21 protein-coding genes, 1 rRNA gene and 1 riboswitch are annotated in these 18,900 nt (G+C 37.7%); of the genes, 21 read left to right on the forward strand and 1 reads right to left on the reverse strand.

What is annotated here, in order from left to right; all coding sequences use genetic code 11:
* From rrf to rsmI, 16 genes are all read left to right on the forward strand, one after another.
* Positions 1-84 (forward strand): 5S ribosomal RNA (rrf, locus tag GGQ92_RS16725); the annotation flags it as partial.
* A 225-nt stretch (positions 85-309) separates the two neighbouring features.
* A riboswitch (SAM riboswitch) is annotated at positions 310-411 on the forward strand.
* A gap of 154 nt (positions 412-565) precedes the next feature.
* Positions 566-733, forward strand: a complete 168-nt coding sequence (locus GGQ92_RS13570; RefSeq protein WP_184250030.1) for a YezD family protein — start codon at positions 566-568, stop codon at positions 731-733.
* Positions 734-844: 111 nt separating this feature from the next.
* On the forward strand, positions 845-1,381 hold the full coding sequence (gene ssuE / locus GGQ92_RS13575) for an NADPH-dependent FMN reductase (protein ID WP_184250034.1): 537 nt from the start codon (positions 845-847) through the stop codon (positions 1,379-1,381).
* Positions 1,382-1,402: 21 nt separating this feature from the next.
* A complete protein-coding gene (locus GGQ92_RS13580; RefSeq protein ID WP_184250037.1) occupies positions 1,403-2,782 on the forward strand; it encodes an LLM class flavin-dependent oxidoreductase in 1,380 nt (459 codons plus the stop codon).
* A 19-nt stretch (positions 2,783-2,801) separates the two neighbouring features.
* The gene (locus GGQ92_RS13585; RefSeq protein ID WP_184250040.1) at positions 2,802-4,058 is read left to right on the forward strand and encodes an acyl-CoA dehydrogenase family protein; all 1,257 of its coding nucleotides are present in this window, start codon (positions 2,802-2,804) and stop codon (positions 4,056-4,058) included.
* Between the two features lie 105 nt (positions 4,059-4,163).
* Complete coding sequence (locus GGQ92_RS13590; protein ID WP_184250042.1) at positions 4,164-4,340, forward strand: sigma factor G inhibitor Gin; 177 nt, start codon at positions 4,164-4,166, stop codon at positions 4,338-4,340.
* 150 nt (positions 4,341-4,490) lie between these two features.
* Positions 4,491-5,927 (forward strand): aminotransferase class I/II-fold pyridoxal phosphate-dependent enzyme, encoded by a 1,437-nt coding sequence (locus GGQ92_RS13595; RefSeq protein ID WP_184250045.1) that lies wholly within the window; start codon positions 4,491-4,493, stop codon positions 5,925-5,927.
* A complete protein-coding gene (tmk, locus tag GGQ92_RS13600) occupies positions 5,911-6,570 on the forward strand; it encodes a dTMP kinase (protein ID WP_184250185.1) in 660 nt (219 codons plus the stop codon). The genes GGQ92_RS13595 and tmk overlap by 17 nt, the downstream gene beginning before the upstream one ends.
* 471 nt (positions 6,571-7,041) lie before the next feature.
* Positions 7,042-7,371, forward strand: coding sequence for a cyclic-di-AMP receptor (locus tag GGQ92_RS13605; RefSeq protein ID WP_184250048.1), 330 nt, complete (start codon positions 7,042-7,044; stop codon positions 7,369-7,371).
* Between the two features lie 17 nt (positions 7,372-7,388).
* Positions 7,389-7,829, forward strand: a complete 441-nt coding sequence (locus GGQ92_RS13610) for a YaaR family protein (protein ID WP_184250051.1) — start codon at positions 7,389-7,391, stop codon at positions 7,827-7,829.
* Positions 7,830-7,921: 92 nt separating this feature from the next.
* Positions 7,922-8,914, forward strand: a complete 993-nt coding sequence (holB, locus tag GGQ92_RS13615; protein ID WP_184250054.1) for a DNA polymerase III subunit delta' — start codon at positions 7,922-7,924, stop codon at positions 8,912-8,914.
* 5 nt (positions 8,915-8,919) lie between these two features.
* Positions 8,920-9,747, forward strand: a complete 828-nt coding sequence (locus GGQ92_RS13620; RefSeq protein ID WP_184250057.1) for a PSP1 domain-containing protein — start codon at positions 8,920-8,922, stop codon at positions 9,745-9,747.
* A gap of 15 nt (positions 9,748-9,762) precedes the next feature.
* Positions 9,763-10,101 carry a DNA replication initiation control protein YabA gene (gene yabA / locus GGQ92_RS13625; RefSeq protein WP_184250060.1) on the forward strand — a complete coding sequence of 113 codons (339 nt, stop codon included), beginning with the start codon at positions 9,763-9,765 and terminating at the stop codon, positions 10,099-10,101.
* Positions 10,102-10,200: 99 nt separating this feature from the next.
* Positions 10,201-10,941, forward strand: coding sequence for a tRNA1(Val) (adenine(37)-N6)-methyltransferase (locus GGQ92_RS13630; RefSeq protein WP_184250064.1), 741 nt, complete (start codon positions 10,201-10,203; stop codon positions 10,939-10,941).
* Positions 10,928-11,197, forward strand: a complete 270-nt coding sequence (locus GGQ92_RS13635; RefSeq protein WP_184250067.1) for a GIY-YIG nuclease family protein — start codon at positions 10,928-10,930, stop codon at positions 11,195-11,197. Before GGQ92_RS13630 ends, GGQ92_RS13635 begins: the two co-directional genes overlap by 14 nt.
* Before the next feature lies 1 nt (position 11,198).
* Entirely contained in the window at positions 11,199-12,062 is an 864-nt protein-coding gene (rsmI, locus tag GGQ92_RS13640; RefSeq protein WP_184250070.1) for a 16S rRNA (cytidine(1402)-2'-O)-methyltransferase, read from the forward strand.
* Between the two features lie 111 nt (positions 12,063-12,173).
* Here rsmI and abrB read toward each other — a convergent pair whose 3' ends face one another.
* The gene (gene abrB / locus GGQ92_RS13645) at positions 12,174-12,458 is read right to left on the reverse strand and encodes a transition state genes transcriptional regulator AbrB (RefSeq protein ID WP_184250073.1); all 285 of its coding nucleotides are present in this window, start codon (positions 12,456-12,458) and stop codon (positions 12,174-12,176) included.
* A gap of 347 nt (positions 12,459-12,805) precedes the next feature.
* On the opposite strand from abrB, the gene metG reads away from it, so the two are divergent.
* The 5 genes from metG to rsmA all read left to right on the forward strand — a co-directional run bounded on the left by metG (position 12,806) and on the right by rsmA (position 18,732).
* Entirely contained in the window at positions 12,806-14,752 is a 1,947-nt protein-coding gene (metG, locus tag GGQ92_RS13650) for a methionine--tRNA ligase (RefSeq protein ID WP_184250075.1), read from the forward strand.
* Positions 14,753-14,878: 126 nt separating this feature from the next.
* Entirely contained in the window at positions 14,879-15,652 is a 774-nt protein-coding gene (locus GGQ92_RS13655; protein ID WP_184250078.1) for a TatD family hydrolase, read from the forward strand.
* A gap of 200 nt (positions 15,653-15,852) precedes the next feature.
* A complete protein-coding gene (locus GGQ92_RS13660; protein ID WP_184250081.1) occupies positions 15,853-17,085 on the forward strand; it encodes a G5 and 3D domain-containing protein in 1,233 nt (410 codons plus the stop codon).
* Positions 17,086-17,284: 199 nt separating this feature from the next.
* Positions 17,285-17,836, forward strand: coding sequence for a ribonuclease M5 (gene rnmV, locus GGQ92_RS13665; RefSeq protein ID WP_184250084.1), 552 nt, complete (start codon positions 17,285-17,287; stop codon positions 17,834-17,836).
* Positions 17,833-18,732: a 16S rRNA (adenine(1518)-N(6)/adenine(1519)-N(6))-dimethyltransferase RsmA gene (rsmA, locus tag GGQ92_RS13670; protein ID WP_184250087.1), complete on the forward strand. Its 900-nt coding sequence runs from the start codon at positions 17,833-17,835 to the stop codon at positions 18,730-18,732. Before rnmV ends, rsmA begins: the two co-directional genes overlap by 4 nt.
* Positions 18,733-18,900 lie beyond the last annotated feature (168 nt).

The following is an 18,900-nucleotide window of genomic DNA, read 5'->3' on the forward strand; positions in this document are numbered from 1 at the left end:
TCCCATACCGAACACAGAAGTTAAGCTCTTCAGCGCCCATGGTAGTTGGGGTTTTACCCCTGCGAGAGTAGGACGTCGCCAGGCAACTGAAAAAAACTAAGTTTTCACTAGCTTAGTTTTTTTGTTTTCCAGGTATTTAAAAATTGTCATGATTCCATTTATTGTGCATATACTAAATGGACAAAAGTAAAAACAATATCATTCGTTTTTTTGCGAACTCCACAATTATTTCCATTTTTTCTAAAAATGTTGTTGACAACACTGAAAAGCGTCTGTATACTTGAAAATAACCAAAAAATTGAATAGCAATTCTTATCAAGAGAGGTGGAGGGATCTGGCCCCAGGAAGCCTCGGCAACAGACTATATGTACTGTGCCAAATCCAGCAAGCGTAATGCTTGGAAGATAAGAAGAGTGGTATGTATAAATTCAAACCAAAGACTCTCTTCTTATCAGAAGGGGGTCTTTTTTTATTATCTTCTATGTGACGAGGTATACTCGAGCTAGTAACAGTCCGGCCCCCGCCAATAATTCCTGAACAATCATAGAAGGGTGGCGAAGATTACATGGCGTATTTAGATGAAAAGAAAGTAAGTCATATATTACAATCGTTAAGAGAAATGGATTATGGTAGTTTAGTAATAACTGTACACAATGATGAGATTACTCAAATTGATAAAACAGAAAAGAAGCGATTTTCTTTAAATAAGAAAGCAGAGGTAAAAAAAACATAGCATGCCGATTAGACGACTAAAGGCATCTTTATTATCAAGTTCTCCTGTTTGGAGACTGATAGTAGGGATGCCTTTTTTCTATATTTAAAACTTAGAGAGGAGAAATATAAAATGACAGACATTATTTTATTATCAGGAAGCCCATCAGAAGAGTCTAGAACAGAAGCGGTATTACGTTATATTGGTAATTTATTAGAGAAAGAGGGCATTCATATTTCCCATTTATCTGTGAGGGATGTAAATGCAGAGGATATCGTTCAAGGACGTTTTGATAGTCTAGAAATTCAAGAGATTGGTAAACAGATAGCGAAAGCACAAGCTGTTGTTATCGGTTCACCTGTATATAAATCTGCTTATTCTGGCGTTTTAAAAGCAGTGCTTGATATTTTGCCTCAAGACATTCTTAAAGGAAAGCCTGTTTTACCAGTAATGACGGGGGGAACTATCACTCATTGCCTTGCAATTGACTATTCTTTAAAACCATTAATTTCAGCATTAAAAGGGCAAAGTCTACAGGGGGTGTTCATTCTAGATAAATGTGTAAATAAGGCATCTACGACTCAAGTAATCGAAGATATCGACTTAGATCAACGACTAAAAAAGGCAATTTACGAATTAACGGTCACTCTAAAAGAAAACGTATATTAAGAAAGAAGAAGGTGAACCCCGATGAGCAAAAAGCGTATTTACTTGAATGCATTTGATATGAATTGTGCCGGTCATCAATCTCCTGGTTTATGGTCACATCCAGAGGACCAGTCTCATCGCTATAAGGATAGTGAATATTGGATAGAACTTGCAAAAATATTAGAAAGGGGGAGATTCGACGCAATATTTTTAGCAGATGTATTAGGAATTTATGATGTCTATGAAGATTCAAGAGACGCAGCTGTAAAACAAGGGGCACAGGTTCCAGTTAACGATCCTATGTTGGTTGTTCCATTAATGGCTCAAGTTACAAAACATTTAGGGTTTGGTGTTACAGTCAGCACATCCTATGACCAACCATATGCATTTGCAAGAAGCATGTCCACGTTGGATCATTTAACAAAAGGTCGAGTTGGTTGGAACATCGTCACTTCCTATCTCAACAGTGCAGCTATCAATTTAGGACTTGATAAACAAATTAGTCATGACACACGATACGAAATAGCAGAGGAATTCTTAGATGTTTGTTATAAGCTTTGGGAAGGAAGCTGGGAGGATGATGCTGTTACTCTAGATAAGAAAAACCGCCTTTATACAGATCCAACCAAGGTGCACAATATCGACCACAAAGGTGAGTATTTTAACGTAATAGGTCCGCATTTAACGGAACCCTCTCCACAGAGAACGCCTGTTATCTATCAAGCAGGCGCTTCGAAACGAGGGAGAAATTTTGCAGCTAAACATGCGGAATGCGTATTTATTTCTTCACCAACAAAGCGAATTGCCGAGAAATATGTAAAGCAACTGAGAGAGGAAACTAAAAAGGTCGGTCGAGATGAAAACGAAATTAAAGTATTTAGTCTTTTTACTCCGATTGTCGCAACAACACAGGAAGAGGCAGAGGCTAAATACGAGGAGTACAAAAGCTATTCAAGCTATGAAGGTGGTCTAGCTTTATTGGGAGGATGGACTGGGATAGATTTATCTAGTTATGAACCAGATGAAGAACTACGCTATATAAAAAATGAAGCGATTCATTCCGCGGTGGAGATTTTCACAAAAATTGATCCTGATAAGAAATGGACTGTTAAAGAAGTTGCCGAATTCGTAGGTGTTGGAGGGATAGGTCCTGTAGCGGTCGGATCCCCAGAAAGAGTGGCGGATATAATGGAGGAATGGATTGAAGATACAGGTGTAGATGGGTTTAATATTGCTTATGCAATTACACCTGGAACTTTTGAAGACTTCGTAGACCTAGTTATACCAGTGTTACAGGAACGTGGCCTCGTCCAGAAAGAGTATCAAGAAGAAACTTTAAGGGGTAACTTAACTGGTTCTAGTCAATTACCGTTAAGTCACCCAGGTAAGCAATATCATCGTTCTTTACAAAAATCATTATAAAAAAGGAGAAGATTTAATTATGACAACTATTACTAGTAACAATACGAAAACGTGGGGAGTACCACCGACAGAACAATATGAAAAGATTGCATTTCGCTTCCGACCTATATTTCAGCAAATTAGAGAAAAAACAGAAGAACGTGAGAATAACCGTGAGCTTTTATTTGAAGTGATTAGCTGGTTGAAGAAAGAGAAGTTTGGAGCTGTTCGCTTACCAGTTGAGAAGGGTGGATTAGGTGCATCGAATGTAGATTTAGCTGAATTACTAACTGAGTTGGCGGCAGCTGATTCTAATGTGACACAAGCCTTACGTGCCCATTTCGCCTTTACGGAAATGGTGTTACATGCTGATCCGAGCCCAGTTAGAGACGTTTGGCTTCAACGCATTGCAAATGGTGATATTGTCGGTAACGCGTGGACAGAAACAGGTGCAGCTAAAGTTGGCGGCTTCGAAACACGAGTAAAGAAGACAAAAGATGGTTTTCGTTTATTCGGTACGAAATATTATTCGACAGGTACCATTTATGCGGATTGGATTTTAGTACTTGCTGCAGATGAAGAGGATAACCATGTATTTGCTGTCGTAGACAAGAACGGAGAAGGAGTAGAAGTGATAGACGATTGGAATGGGTTTGGGCAAATCCTTACTGGAACTGGTACAACACATTTTTCCAATACACCGCTTGAGCAAGGAAAAGTTTTAGATAAAAGCTTTGAAGCAAAATTTTTAGCTGGTTACTTTCAATTAGTTCATTTAGCAACGCTATCAGGAATAGCTAGAGCTGCCCTACATGATGTAGCAAGAGAAGTGGCGAATCGGACAAGGAATTATAGTCATTCGACTGCTACTTCTTCAAAGGAAGATGCACAAGTTTTACAAGTAGTTGGTAGAGTGCATAGTCTTGCTTATGCCGTTGGTGCTATTACTGAAAAAGCAGCCAAAAGCATTCAAGCTGCTGGAGAAGCTAGATTCCAAGGAAACGCTGAAAAGGAACAGGACGTAAACGATCAAGCAGAAATTGAGATTTCGGCGGCTCAGGCGATTATTTCGAGATTAGCACCTGAGGCAGCTACTCTTATATTTGATGCATTAGGAGCTTCTGCAACATCGATTGATAAACGCTTAGATCGACATTGGAGGAATGCAAGAACAGTAGCTTCTCATAATCCGCTTATCTATAAAGAACGTATTGTAGGAGATTATGTGGTGAATCAAACACCACCACCTTATATTTGGTTTACTGGAGAAAAAGTAAAAGGTGAACATAAGAATTAATAGGACTGTTTCACGTGAAAAAAGTAGATTTTTGTCATAAAAATCTAGCAAAAAGATGAATATATTTTCATAGATTGGCCATACTTCTTAATGGAGGTGTGGCGTATGAATCTAAAAAAATGTGGCATTTGTGATGAGGAAAAAGATAATGGAATCTTTATTTACCACATGTACATTTGTGAAGCATGCGAGAAAAAGATTGTTACGACGGACGTAGATAATAAAGAATATCAGCTATTTGTAGAGAAGCTAAAAGGTATTAATCAAACATATACGATATAATGGAATCATGAGAATGGTTCCTTTTTTTATGCCTTCATAGAGTTGTGAGTTTCTACTATCTCCTTATTTCATAGAAATTATTGATAAATGATACGTTGTATCTTACAATTATCGTTTACATAAGATGCTATGCTAGAAAGGTTTGATTCAATGAACATGCAATTGTCTACCCCTTTATATGATGCCCTACTTTCATTTGCTAGAAGAGAAACGGTATCGCTCCATGTTCCAGGTCATAAAAATGGGCAGCTTTTTCCTGAAAAAGGCATAGAGCTGTTTCAGTCTGTTTTACCGTTAGATATGACAGAAATAACCGGTATGGATGATTTACATGCTCCTGAAGGCATTATTATGGAGGCGGAAAAGCTTGCATCAGAATGGTTTGACACGGCTAAGACTTTTTTTTTAGTAAATGGAAGTACAAGTGGTAATTTAGCAATGATTTTAGCAACTGTAGGAGCAGGAGAAAAAATCATTGTTCAAAGAAATTGTCATAAGTCGATCATGCATGGAATTGAGCTAGCTGGTGCACTACCTATTTTTCTCACTCCTAACTGGAACGCGGAGAAAAAGCGATATACATATCCACTGGAAGAAACGATAAAAGACACAATAGTCCATAACCAAGATGCCAAGGCCATTCTGCTTACATATCCGGATTATTTTGGGGAGATAATCGACTTAACTCCTATTATTGATTTGGCACATCGGTACAATATGATTGTGTTAATAGATGAAGCGCACGGATGCCATTTTTCATTACCGTCTATTCCCATCCAATCAGCCGTTGAATTAGACGCAGACATTGTCGTTCAATCTGCACATAAAATGACTCCTGCGCTCACGATGACCGCTTACTTACATATAAGGACGGAAAGAATAGATCTAACTCGCCTAACACAATATTTACAAATCGTACAATCAAGCAGCCCCTCCTATTTATTATTGGCCAGTCTTGATTTAGCTCGATATTACTTAGCAACCTACAGCGACAAAATGGCAGAAGAAGCACGTTTATTTATAGAACAGGCTCGAAAACTCTTCAAGGAGAGCCCTTATTGGATCGTTGAATCACACGAAGACGGGGATCCTTTTAAATGTACGTTGCAAGCGACAAATAGAACAACAAAACAAATACAACAAGCATTTGAAAAAAACGAAATTTTCCCAGAGCTGGTTACAGAGAATCATCTATTGTTTGTTTTCGGACTACAACCATCTTTTTCACTAGAACAATTAGAGCAAGCTATCACTCATATAAATGAGGAATTAAATAATAGCAAAAATAGTGATAAAATAATGGAGGAGCCTCTCCTATTTTATGAGGAAAAAGAGGTACTTGCATTATCTTATGACGAGATGAAAAAACGGAAGACTGTATGGATAGACTGGGAAGATTCTATCGGACAAATAGCTGCTGAAGCAATTATCCCTTATCCACCAGGTATCCCACTCATAATGAAAGGTGAAAAAATAACTAAAAAGAAACGTGAACAAGTACTCAAATTGCTGAAAGAAGGACATAAACTGCAACCGACTAGCCGTGAAAAGGGACTATATGTTTTCGAAAATGGTAGGCGTAGATAATTGGAAAAGAGGAATTAAATTGTCAGGTATATTTATTACGTTTGAAGGAGGAGAAGGTGCTGGAAAATCAACTATTTTGGAACGAACAGCAAACTTTCTCCGGGAACATAACTATCAAGTAACAACAACACGGGAGCCAGGTGGTATCCCAATTGCAGAAAAGATTCGTCACATTATTTTAGATACAGAGCATACGGAAATGGATCCACGAACAGAGGCATTATTATATGCAGCTGCAAGGCGTCAACACCTTGTAGAGAAGGTTATCCCTGCCCTAGACAGAGGAGATATCGTTCTCTGTGATCGATTTATCGATAGCAGTTTAGCTTATCAAGGCTATGCACGTGGGTTAGGTATGGATGAAATTTTGTCGATCAACCAATTTGCAATCGCGGACTTTATGCCAGAACTTACTCTCTATTTGGACGTTGACCCTGAGATAGGATTGCAGAGGATTAATCAAACGAAAGATAGAGAAATCAATCGATTGGATTTAGAAGCGTTAGACTTCCACATTCAGGTTCGAGAGGGTTACAAGGAAGTGCTAAAGAAGTTCCCACAACGAGTGAAAAAGATTAATGCGAATCAAACCGAAGAGCAAGTATTATTAGATGTAAGAAACGATATATTAGCTAGGCTATAAGCTGGAGGAGAAACTGGGACAGAAGTAAATTTCATAATACAAAATCCGAATGTTATACTAACGCCTAGTCAAAATACTTCGCTTTCACCCATAGGGTATAAGTTAACATCTGTGCAAAAAATACTTGCACAGTGTTTCCTATACCTCGGCAACGCCTCAACTAATTACAAAAGTTATATAAAAACTTTTGTAATGGATTTTCGGCTGTTGCTTTTCCTGCAGGAGTCTCGTGTTTTGACTACGTAATTAATATAACAGCATTTTATAGTTCGTCTTTGGTGATTTAAAATGGAGTTATGTCCCAACATCTTATTTAGTCCAATGTTGAACGAATGGAATCTATTATATAAAAATAGATTTTTTTTCAATTCATAAGGCTGTAGAACGTATCTTCTGATATAATAGAACAAATGGGGTATAGATAACATATAATAATTAAAAGTATAACAATGAATGAAGGAGGCGGAATAAGTGAAACTAATTTTAGCAGTTGTTCAAGACAAAGATAGTAACCGGTTGGTCGACGCTCTTGGAGAGAGTAAGTTTCGAACGACAAAGCTATCTTCTACTGGCGGTTTTCTTAAAGAAGGAAATACTACCTTAATGATTGGTTGCGAAGATAAATATGTGAATCAAGCCCTAGAAATTATTAAGGATAATTGCAGCCAACGAGAACAACTAGTTTCACCCGTGTCACCAATGGGAGGAAATGCAGACTCTTATATACCGCGCCCAATTAATGTTGAAGTAGGCGGGGCAACAGTATTTGTTCTGCCGGTTGATGCCTTTCATCATTTTTAAAAAAGGATGGAGTTACGTTGAAAATTGAACAGCGAATTCGTTCATCAATAGATGCTAATATAAAAGAAGATATAAATCGACCATCAGGGAATTTAAAATTCGACCAAATGGTACAGAGTAAAGCCGCACAACTAAGTCAGACAGAGCTACATCGATTGATGAGTGAGTTGACGAATCAAGGAAAACGTATTACGAGATACCGATCCTTAAAAGACTTAGCGGTTTATAAACGACTAGTGAAAAAGTTTATCAAGGAAGCAGTTGACCACGGAGTGGAATTAAAACATTTCCATGGTTCCATGGTTACTGGAGACACACGGAAGCTAGTCATAGTAGAAGAAATTGACGAGAAATTGATGGAGCTAACAGAAGCAGTAATGGATCAAGAAAAGGGCTCTGTCGACCTATTAGCAATGATAGGGGAAATCAAAGGACTTCTAATTAACTTATATACGTAGTAAATAATGAAAGAGCAGAGCAAAGAAGAGGGTAGATGGGCGGTAGCGTCAAATCCATCCTCTTTCTTTTCTATTAAATAGATAAGGAAGGCATGGAAAATATGATTTGGGACGACATATTGGAGAAACAACCAATTTTAACAAAGATAATAACGAATAGTATTCAAAACAATCGAATTTCCCATGCTTACCTTTTTCAAGGTGGTAAGGGGACAGGGAAACAAGAAATGGCTATCTTATTAGCCAAAACGGTATTCTGTAAACAACGTCAGGATATGAACCCGTGCCAAGTATGCAGTGATTGTAAACGTATTGATAGTGGTAACCATCCTGACTTACATCGAATCGAACCAGAAGGAGCAAGTATAAAAAAAGACCAAATCCTTCATCTACAAAAAGAATTCACTTATTCAGGGGTAGAATCCAATCGAAAAGTATATATTATTAAAGACGCAGAAAGAATGACAACCAATGCATCAAATCGACTGTTAAAGTTCCTCGAAGAACCAAGTAGAGACACTGTCGCGATCCTATTAACAGAGAATAGCCAGGCGATTTTAGATACGATTCGTTCTCGTTGCCAGGTAATGTCTTTTAAGCCGTTAATTGAAAAGGGAATAGAAAAAGAACTTTTAAATCAAGGTGTTCAGGAATCCTCTGCAAAACTATTAGCCATGTTAACTAGTAATATAACAGAGGCGATAGAGAAGAGTAAGAATGAAGAGTTTGCACAGACGAGAAAATTAGTGGTACAATTAAATGAAATGTTAAGGCAAAATCCAGGAGATGTACCCGTATTCATTCATACTCTATGGATGCCACATTTTAAAGAGAGGAAAAACCTGCAAGAAGGGTTGGATTTACTCCTCATATGGTTTAGAGATATCATGCATATTCATCTAGATGTAAAGGAGAAAATTGTACATACTCCTCACATAGATAAATTAGAAGCTGCCAGTACGCATTGGTCTCTCGCACAAACTACAAAGGTTTTAGAAAAGATTATGGCAGCAAAACGCAAGCTTGAACAAAATGTTCAACCACAGCTTGTTATGGAACAGTTAACACTTCATATACAGAGGTGATAGGTTTGATTGAAGTGATTGGTGTCCGCTTTAAAAAGGCGGGTAAAATATATTATTTTGACCCCGGTGAATACACGGTGACAAACGAAGATTATGTCATTGTGGAAACCGTTAGAGGTGTAGAATTTGGTAAGGTCGTTCTCGTCAATAAGAAAGTGGATGAAGAAGATGTTGTCCTACCGTTAAAGAAAGTAATTCGAGTTGCGAACGAGAAGGACAAGGTTGAGGTTCTGGAGAATAAAGAAATTGCTGCAGAAGCTCAAAAGGTCTGCAATGAAAAGATCAAAGAACATCAACTAGAGATGAATTTAGTAGATGTGGAGTATACCTTTGATCGAAATAAAGTAATCTTTTACTTTACTGCGGATGGACGAGTAGATTTCCGCCACCTTGTGAAAGACTTAGCAGCGATATTTAAAACGAGAATAGAGCTTCGTCAAATTGGAGTTCGAGATGAAGCTAAATTATTAGGTGGTATCGGTCCATGTGGTAGAATGCTGTGCTGTTCTACATTTCTAGGTGATTTTGAGCCAGTTTCTATAAAAATGGCAAAAGATCAAAACTTGTCTCTTAATCCATCCAAGATCTCTGGCTTATGCGGTCGATTAATGTGTTGTTTGAAATATGAAAACGATACGTATGAAACGGCTAAGAGAGAGCTACCGGACTTAGGGGAAGCAATTACTACTGCATATGGAAAAGGTAAAGTAGTAGGGTTAAACATACTAGAGCGTATCATTCAAATCGAAATCCCAGAGAAAGAACGTGTGATTGAGTATACGTTAGATGAATTAATGAATGAAGGAGTCATTAATACCCAAGGTGCTGAATAATGGGGTGGTAAATACGTGGACAAAAAAAATTTATTTGAACAAGTGTCTGGTATGGAAGAACAAATTGGGCAGCTTTACCAGCAACTTGGAGATTTAAAAAAGCAACTAGTTGAGGTTTTAGAAGAGAATCACCGTTTAGAAATGGAAAATCATCATTTGAGAAAGCGACTTGATGAGGAAGTAGCAGCAGAAGAACGGAACGAACATGATATCCATGAAGAAATTGGAGAAGGATATGATAATTTAGCTCGACTCTACGAGGAAGGCTTTCATATTTGTAATGTTCACTTCGGTAGTCCTCGTCAAGAAGGCGATTGTTTGTTTTGCCTAATGTTTTTTAATAAAACCAAATAATCGATTAAAGTAGGCTGTCTGATAGTTATTTAGTTAACTTTTAGACAGTTTTTCTTTCCTGCAAAAATAGATAAACATAGCTTATGAGGAGCGAAATGAATGCTAAAAGAAGATGAGCGAATAGATCATTTATTAAAGGATTCCTCTAAAAGGATTATCCAGAGCCCGACTGTCTTTTCTTACTCCTTGGATAGTGTATTACTAGCCGATTTTGCAAGCGTACCGAAACAAAGAGGGAAAATCCTCGATTTATGCACGGGTAATGGTATCATCCCTTTACTTTTAACACAACGATCGAGCGTTCCTATCACCGGTGTGGAAATTCAGGAGCGGTTATATGACATGGCGAATCGGACGATAACATTGAACAGGCTCGAAAACCAATTGGATATGATTCATGGCGATTTAAAGGAAATGCCGAGTTACTTTAAGAACAATAAGTTTGAGTTAGTAACTGTAAATCCTCCTTATTTCTCTACCCCAAGTAGCCAACATCAGAACATTAGTGAATATGTAACATTTGCTCGACATGAAATATTATGTACATTAGAAGATGTGGTCAAGGCTTGCAGTAAGTTGGCGAAATCAGGTGGCAAAGTAGCAATGGTACATCGCCCTGCAAAATTAGTAGATATCCTTATTTTATTTCGCCAATACAAAATCGAGCCAAAACGATTAAGACTTGTCTATCCAAAGTTAGGAAAAGAAGCGAATATGTTATTAATAGAGGGCATTCGAGATGGGAAACCAGATTTAAAACATCTACCTCCACTTATTACCTATGAAGAAAATGGCGAATATACAGAGGAAATGAGAGGAATTATATATGGAACAGAGTAGTCATTTTGTCTACATATTAAAGTGTAAAGATGATACACTCTATACAGGTTATACGACAGATGTAAGTAGGAGAATACGTGCGCATGAGGAAGGAAAAGGAGCAAAATATACGCGTGGTCGCTCTCCCTTCGAACTTGTTTATCAAGCGAGTTGCCCCTCCAAATCGGAAGCGATGCAACTTGAGGCGAGAATAAAGAAACTGAGCCGCAAGAGGAAAATGCAGCTCATTTACGAATATGCTGGAGGAGATACATAGTATGCAAATACAAAAAAGTTATCAAGAAAATCGCCAAGAAGGTACCTTGTATATTGTTCCGACACCTATTGGAAACTTAGAGGATATGACATTTCGAGCTATTAATATATTGAAAGAAGTAGACTACATATTAGCGGAAGATACAAGAAATACAGGGCTGTTGCTGCACCATTTTTCAATAAAAAAAAGAATGATAAGCTATCATGAACATAATCACAAATCAAGAGAAGAAGAGATGTTAACTTTATTAAAAGAAGGAAAAAACTTAGCGCTTGTTAGTGACGCGGGAATGCCAGGAATTTCGGATCCTGGTTATGAAATGATCCAAGTTGCCATTTCAGAAGACTTACCTGTTGTAGTCTTACCAGGGGCAAATGCTGCCATTTGCGGATTAGTAGGATCAGGATTACCGACAAATCATTTTTATTTCTATGGATTTTTACCTCGCAAAAATAAAGACCGTGAAGAAGCAATGCACTATTTAAAAAAGCTAGCTTCTACGTTTGTATTATATGAATCCCCACATCGATTGGAAAAAACCATCAACGACTTATATACTACGTTTGGAAACAGAAGAGTAACGATTGCGCGTGAGTTAACGAAGAAATTTGAAGAATACATACGAGGGACACTAGAAGAATTACAAGAGAATCTAAACGATCTCGTAATAAAAGGTGAATGTTGTATTATTGTTGAGGGAATAATAGAAGAAGAATCTAACGAATGGGAACATCTTTCAGTAAAAGAGCATGTGGAAATGTTGATTACACAAGAGGGGCTTAGTAGTAAAGAGGCGATTAAAAAGGTGGCGAAAGATCGGAAAATTCCGAAACAAGAGGTGTATCGAAGCTTTCACAGAGATTGATCGACAAAATGGGGCGTTTAGACTAGCTTGGATATTAAATTACCTTAGAACCGAAAAAAAACTACTGATAACATTTGGTTTCATTACGAAACGTTATCAGTAGTTCTAACATTAGTCTACTTCGCCAAATCTTTTTGAAATCTCTTGTACAAGCTCTTTAGCCCCTTCCTTGCTCAGAACAAGTTTGCCGTCTGCAAGGACTTCGTTGTCATCTGAAATATCCCCTGTAATGTGACAAGTCATATTAGGCTTGTACTTTTGAAGTATAATGCGTTGATTGTCTACGTAGATTTCTAAAGCATCTTTCTCATCGATGCCCAGGTTACGACGTAGTTCAATCGGAATGACGACACGACCAAGTTCGTCAACCTTTCTTACTATACCTGTTGATTTCATGATATTTCTCCCCCCAATTTAATTTTGTCGTCATGAATCGACAATAACATAATACCATTACTTGCCATTACTGTCAAACTTAATTAGCGTAATTTTTACTAAAAAAATGGATTATTTTGAACGAACTTTGACAATTTTAGAGTAATTAATTCCGATTAAATGAATGGGTTTACATGGTTAATGTGATGGGTTTTTAGATATGGCGAGACTAAGCAATTATTTTATAGGGCTTCGCATAATTTCGAAAACACGCTTCCCATGTATAAGTATGTTATTCTATAATAGAAATTGGTAAAATATATCGGTAAAATAGGAATGGATTTTGTATAGCATAAGGAGGCAAAAAAATGACCAATAAAACTTTTTATATAACGACACCAATTTATTATCCAAGTGGGAATCTACATATCGGTCATGCATATAGTACCGTAGCTGGTGACGCAATGGCAAGATATAAGCGTCTTCGTGGCTATGATGTATATTATTTAACTGGTACAGATGAGCACGGATTAAAAATTCAAAAGAAAGCTAACGAAAAAGGGGTAACCCCTCAACAATATGTGGATGAAATAGTAAGTGGTATTAAGCAATTATGGAAAGAATTAGATATTTCCTATAATGACTTCATTCGGACAACGGAGGATCGACATAAGCAGTCAGTGGAGAAAATATTCGCGAGATTGTTAGAGCAGGGTGATATTTACCTTGATGAGTATGAAGGTCATTATTGTACGTCTTGTGAATCCTTTTTCACAGAACGTCAATTAGAGAAGGGTCACTGTCCGGATTGTGGAGGGCCAGTAGATTTTGTAAAAGAAGAATCTTATTTCTTCCGCATGAGCAAATATGTAGATCGCTTACTGGCCTTTTATGAGGAAAATCCACAATTTATCCAACCAGAAAGTCGAAAAAATGAGATGATTAACAACTTTATAAAGCCCGGTCTTGAAGATTTAGCAGTATCTAGAACTACGTTTGATTGGGGTATTAAAGTACCTGGAAATCCTAAGCACGTTATTTATGTGTGGATTGATGCATTATCTAACTATATTACCGCTTTAGGCTATGGATCAGATGATGACTCTCTATACCAGAAATATTGGCCTGCAGATGTTCATTTGATGAGTAAAGAAATCGTTCGTTTCCATACCATTTATTGGCCAATTATGTTAATGGCTCTCGATTTACCATTGCCAAAAAAGGTTTTTGCGCATGGTTGGATCCTCATGAAGGATGGAAAAATGTCTAAATCAAAAGGTAACGTAGTAAACCCTCTTGATTTAACGGAGCGATATGGGTTAGATGCGCTGCGCTACTATTTATTACGAGAGGTACCATTTGGGTCGGATGGTGTATTTACGCCAGAAGGATTTGTGGATAGAACCAATTATGATTTAGCTAACGACTTAGGAAACCTTGTGAATCGAACGGTTGCTATGATTGAAAAGTACTTTGATGGTGAGATTCCTACATTCGTTAAAGGTGAGGAACAATTCGATGTAGAAATTGAACAATTAGGTGAAGAAACGGTTCAAGAGGTTGAAGCAGCATTAGATGAGATGGGCTTCTCTGTTGCGTTAACTCAAATTTGGAAATATGTGAGTAGAACGAATAAATACATTGATCAAACAGAACCGTGGGTACTTGCGAAGGATGAAGAGAAGCGTGAGCGACTAGGAAATGTTATGGCTCATTTAGTAGATAGTCTTCGCCGTATTGCGATACTTCTTCAACCATTCCTAACAGTGACACCAGAGCGTATCTTTGAACAAATCGGAGTAGCAGACGATAACGATAAAACATGGGATAGCCTTCGTTCATTTGGTGTTCGTGCGGAAGGTGCGAAAGTAACGAAGAAAGACCCTATCTTCCCGCGTTTAGAGGTAGAGAAAGAAGTAGGTATTATTAAAGATATGATGAAAGCACCAGTCGAAGAAAAAGCAGATGACGAGAGTGAAGATAAGAAAGAAGAAGTGGTGTTTGATGATTTCATGAAGCTAGACCTTCGAGTTGCCGAAGTGTTACATGCTCAAAAAATGAAAAATGCAGATAAGCTATTACAAATTCAGCTCGATTTAGGTACAGAAAAGCGACAAGTTATTTCAGGAATTGCGCAATTCTATCAACCTGAAGAGCTTATCGGTAAAAAGGTTATTTGTGTGGCGAATCTGAAGCCTGTAAAATTACGTGGGCAACTATCAGAAGGAATGATTTTATCTGGTGAAGACAAGGAAGGTAATCTATCCCTTGCAACAGTGGAGGCAGATTTACCAAACGGTTCTATTGTGAAATAATAAGGTAAACATGACCGTCTGTGAATGATAAAAAATTTCATAGGCGGTTTTTCCATGTATGCGAATTGGTAAGGTATTATAGGCAGTAAATTAATGCCTAAATATAATATACGAGGAGGTAGTACAATGCTTTTTGATACCCATGTGCACTTAAATGTTTCGCATTTTGAAGACGATCGGGAAGAAGTAATTCAACGTGCCAAAGACGCTGGTGTGGAATATATGACGATTGTAGGTTTTGATCAAGAAACCATCAAAAAGGCAATCGAACTTTCAGAACAATACGAGTGGATGTATGCTGCAATAGGCTGGCATCCTGTTGATGCGATTGATATGACAGAACAGGACCTCGAATGGATTAAGCAGCTAGCTAGCCATCCTAAAGTCGTTGCATTAGGAGAAATGGGGCTGGATTACCATTGGAACAAGTCACCGAAGCACGTACAGAAAGAAGTATTTCGTAAACAAATAAAGCTAGCAAAAGAAGTAAAGCTACCTATTATCATCCATAATCGTGAAGCAACAGAGGATATTATAACAGTTCTTGAGGAAGAAGATGCTCAAGAGGTTGGTGGAATTATGCATTGTTATAATGATTCTGTTGAATATGTAGATAAATGTCTAGAGATGAACTTTTATATCTCATTAGGCGGACCTGTTACGTTTAAAAACGCACCTTTACCAAAACAAGTAGCGACATATGTTCCGGAAAATCGACTATTAATTGAAACAGATTGTCCATTTTTAGCACCTCATCCAAAAAGAGGTAAGCGAAATGAGCCTGCATATGTGCGTTTAGTAGCAGACAAAATCGCTGAATTACGTGGGATAAGCGTGGAAGAGCTGGGAGAAATAACCACAACTAATGCGAAGCGTCTTTTTCAAATTAAAGATAGCTAGACCGCTTTGCTTCCAAGCTTTACGAGGTGATTGTTGCTAATGTTACAACAATGTAAAGAATTTGAAATATAACGAATTAAAGCGTAGGAGAAACCTTGATATGTGAGGGTTTCTCCTTTTATTTATGGACAAAGGTTTGTTTGACAGGTAAATAGCTTCTTTATATAATACAACGGCGAGAAGAAGGAGGTATCCTTTTTATGAAATTTCCGAAGATATACTCGCTAATGGGCAAAAAAGACTTCATTTACGCTCTCACACTCTTTGTCGTAATCGGTCTTATCTGTTTTTTATTTTATGAATTATCTAAGCAAGAAGTTACTTTTGTCCAGAATGGCGAGGAACGGACGTTGCAGACACATGCAAATACCGTCGGAGATGTATTAAAGGAACTAGCGATTCAACCAAATGAACATGACGATTTATCGTATGAACTGAATGAGATCGTTCAAAACGGAATGATTATCGAATATACCGAAGCAAAAGCAGTAGCTGTATCTGTGGATGGAGAAATGGATACGTATTACACTACAGAAACTACGGTTGGAGATTTTCTTGACTCGGAGGGTTTTCAGTTAACAAAGCATGATCTCGTTTCTGAAGCAATGGAGCAAGAAATTTATGAACAATTAGCCATTACCATTCAAAAGGCCTTTCCAATCACTGTTATGGATGCAAAAAAGGACCAAGAGGTTTGGATAACAGGCGGAACAGTAAAAGAGCTATTAAATAAATATGAGATTGAACTTAAAGATTTAGATCGTGTTCAGCCTAGCTTAGATACAGCATTAACCGCTTCTGACACTGTGGAAATTACACGTGTCGAAAAAGTGACGGATGTAGTAGAGCAAGAGCAAAGCTTCTCTACGGTTAAAAAAAGTGATGGTACTTTGAAAAAGGGTACTGAGAAAGTAGTAGAAGAAGGCGAACCAGGTATTGTAGAAAAGCATTATGAAGTAACACTAGAAAACGGTGAGGAAGTCAATCGTGAGCTAGTAAAAGAGGCTGTAAAAAGAGAAGCTAAAGACAAAGTTGTTGCAGTAGGGACAAAGGTTGAAACACCTCAAGCAACGGTAGCTAGTGCTCCACCGAAGTCATCTTCTCCAAACCTTGTATCAAGGAGCGGAAAAGAAAGTGGTGGCAAAACTCTCTATATGCAAGCAACAGCATATAATTGGGATTGTAACTCGTGTGACGGTAGAGGTCTAACATCGACTGGGTATAATTTAAAGAATAACCCACACGGAGTTATTGCGGTAGATCCAAATGTTATCCCGTTAGGTACCCGAGTCTATATTGAAGGCTATGGTCATTATGTAGCCAGAGATACGGGCGGAGCTGTAAAAGGAAATAAAATTGATATTCATATGCCTACGAAAAAGCAGGCGATTAATTTTGGTGGAAAAAGAGTAAAGGTCACTATCTTGGATTAATAGTTAATGATATAATATATACGACAATCAATAGAGCAAGTACCCTGTATAAGGCAGTCCTACTGTCCTATCAGGGTATTTTTTTATGCAATTGTAGAAGAAGCCAAAATATTGAGAATTGCCACTATCCTTGATTGAGACGAGGAACAGACATATGCGCTTACCCATGTTAAAATAGAACTGAAATGGAGGAAGAATTTTGAAAGTAAAAGAAGTTATTGTAGTAGAAGGAAAAGACGACACAGCTAAAATTAAACAAACATTAGATGCGGATACGATTGAGACAAATGGTTCTGCGATAAATCATAAAATAATCGAACAAATTGCACATGCAAAGGAAAAAAGAGGCGTTATCATTTTTACGGATCCTGATTATCCAGGACAAAGGATTCGCCAAATAATAGACCGACATGTACCGGGTTGTAAACATGCTTTTTTGCCGAAAAAACAAGCACTAGCAAAAGGAAAGAAAGGTATCGGGATTGAACATGCCTCCTCACAAGCGATTAAAGAAGCGTTAGAGGCGGTTTATGAGCTGCGGACGGATATAGCTTGTGATATAACGAAAAGTGATTTAATCCGATTTGGACTAATTGGTGGCCAACATGCGAAACATAAGAGAGAAAGGTTAGGAGACATTTTAAAGATTGGGTATGTAAATGGTAAGCAATTATTAAAGCGCTTGGAGATGTTCCATATATCGAAGGCGGAATTTGAGAAGGCAATGGCATGGCAGGAGGATGAAGAATGACAAATAAAAAAGCAATTGCGACACCAGGTAGGACAAAAGAAATTTTAGATAAATATCAATTCTCTTTCAAAAAGAGTCTTGGTCAAAATTTTTTAGTGGATGCTAATATTTTAGTTAAAATGTTAGAGACTGCTGCTATATCAAAAGACGTAAATACGATTGAAATTGGTCCAGGGATTGGAGCATTAACAGAGCAATTAGCGATTCACTCTAATCAAGTACTAGCTTTTGAAATAGATCAGCGGTTAATTCCAATTTTACACGATACGTTGAGTGATTATTCTAATGTAAAAGTAGTTCATCAGGATATTTTAAAAGCTGATCTACCAAAGATGATGGAAGAGACCTTTGGAGATGATGAGCGTGATGTGAAAGTAATCGCAAATCTCCCTTACTATATTACAACTCCTATACTGATGGAGCTTCTAATTGCGCGTCTTCCCGTACAAAGTATAACGGTGATGATACAAAAAGAAGTGGCAGAAAGAATGGCTGCACACAAAAGCACGAAAGAATATGGATCATTATCTATTGCCATTCAGTATTATACAGAGGCTGCTGTTCCAATGATTGTACCGAGCACGGTCTTTCGTCCTCAACCACGTGTGGATTCTGCCGTTTTACATCTAGTAATGCGAGAGAAGCCACCAGTGGATTTAGAAAATGAGGAATTTTTCTTTACTGTTGTCCAGGCGAGCTTTGCACAACGACGCAAAACATTACGAAATAACTTAGTACGGCACTTTCAAGGGGAATTAGCAAAAGAAGAGATCGAACGTATTTTCAAGGAAACGGAGATAGATGGGACACGTCGAGCAGAGTCTTTAACTATGGAGGAATTCGCTACTCTATCCAATGTGTTATGGAGCAATACGTTGGATTATAGAACCGTATAGGTACTACTAAGGCAACTGCCTGCGCTAGCCAAGTTTTCTGTAACTTTACAAAATATGTACATAATTATTTTCCTTTGTTGCATACTAAGGTGGCACATACCACATTTTATGGAAAAGTCATTTTTTCTTAAATTATATTATTGACAGATATTCACCAATACTGATATA

The organism is Gracilibacillus halotolerans, from assembly GCF_014206945.1.
GTDB lineage: Bacteria > Bacillota > Bacilli > Bacillales > Amphibacillaceae > Gracilibacillus > Gracilibacillus halotolerans.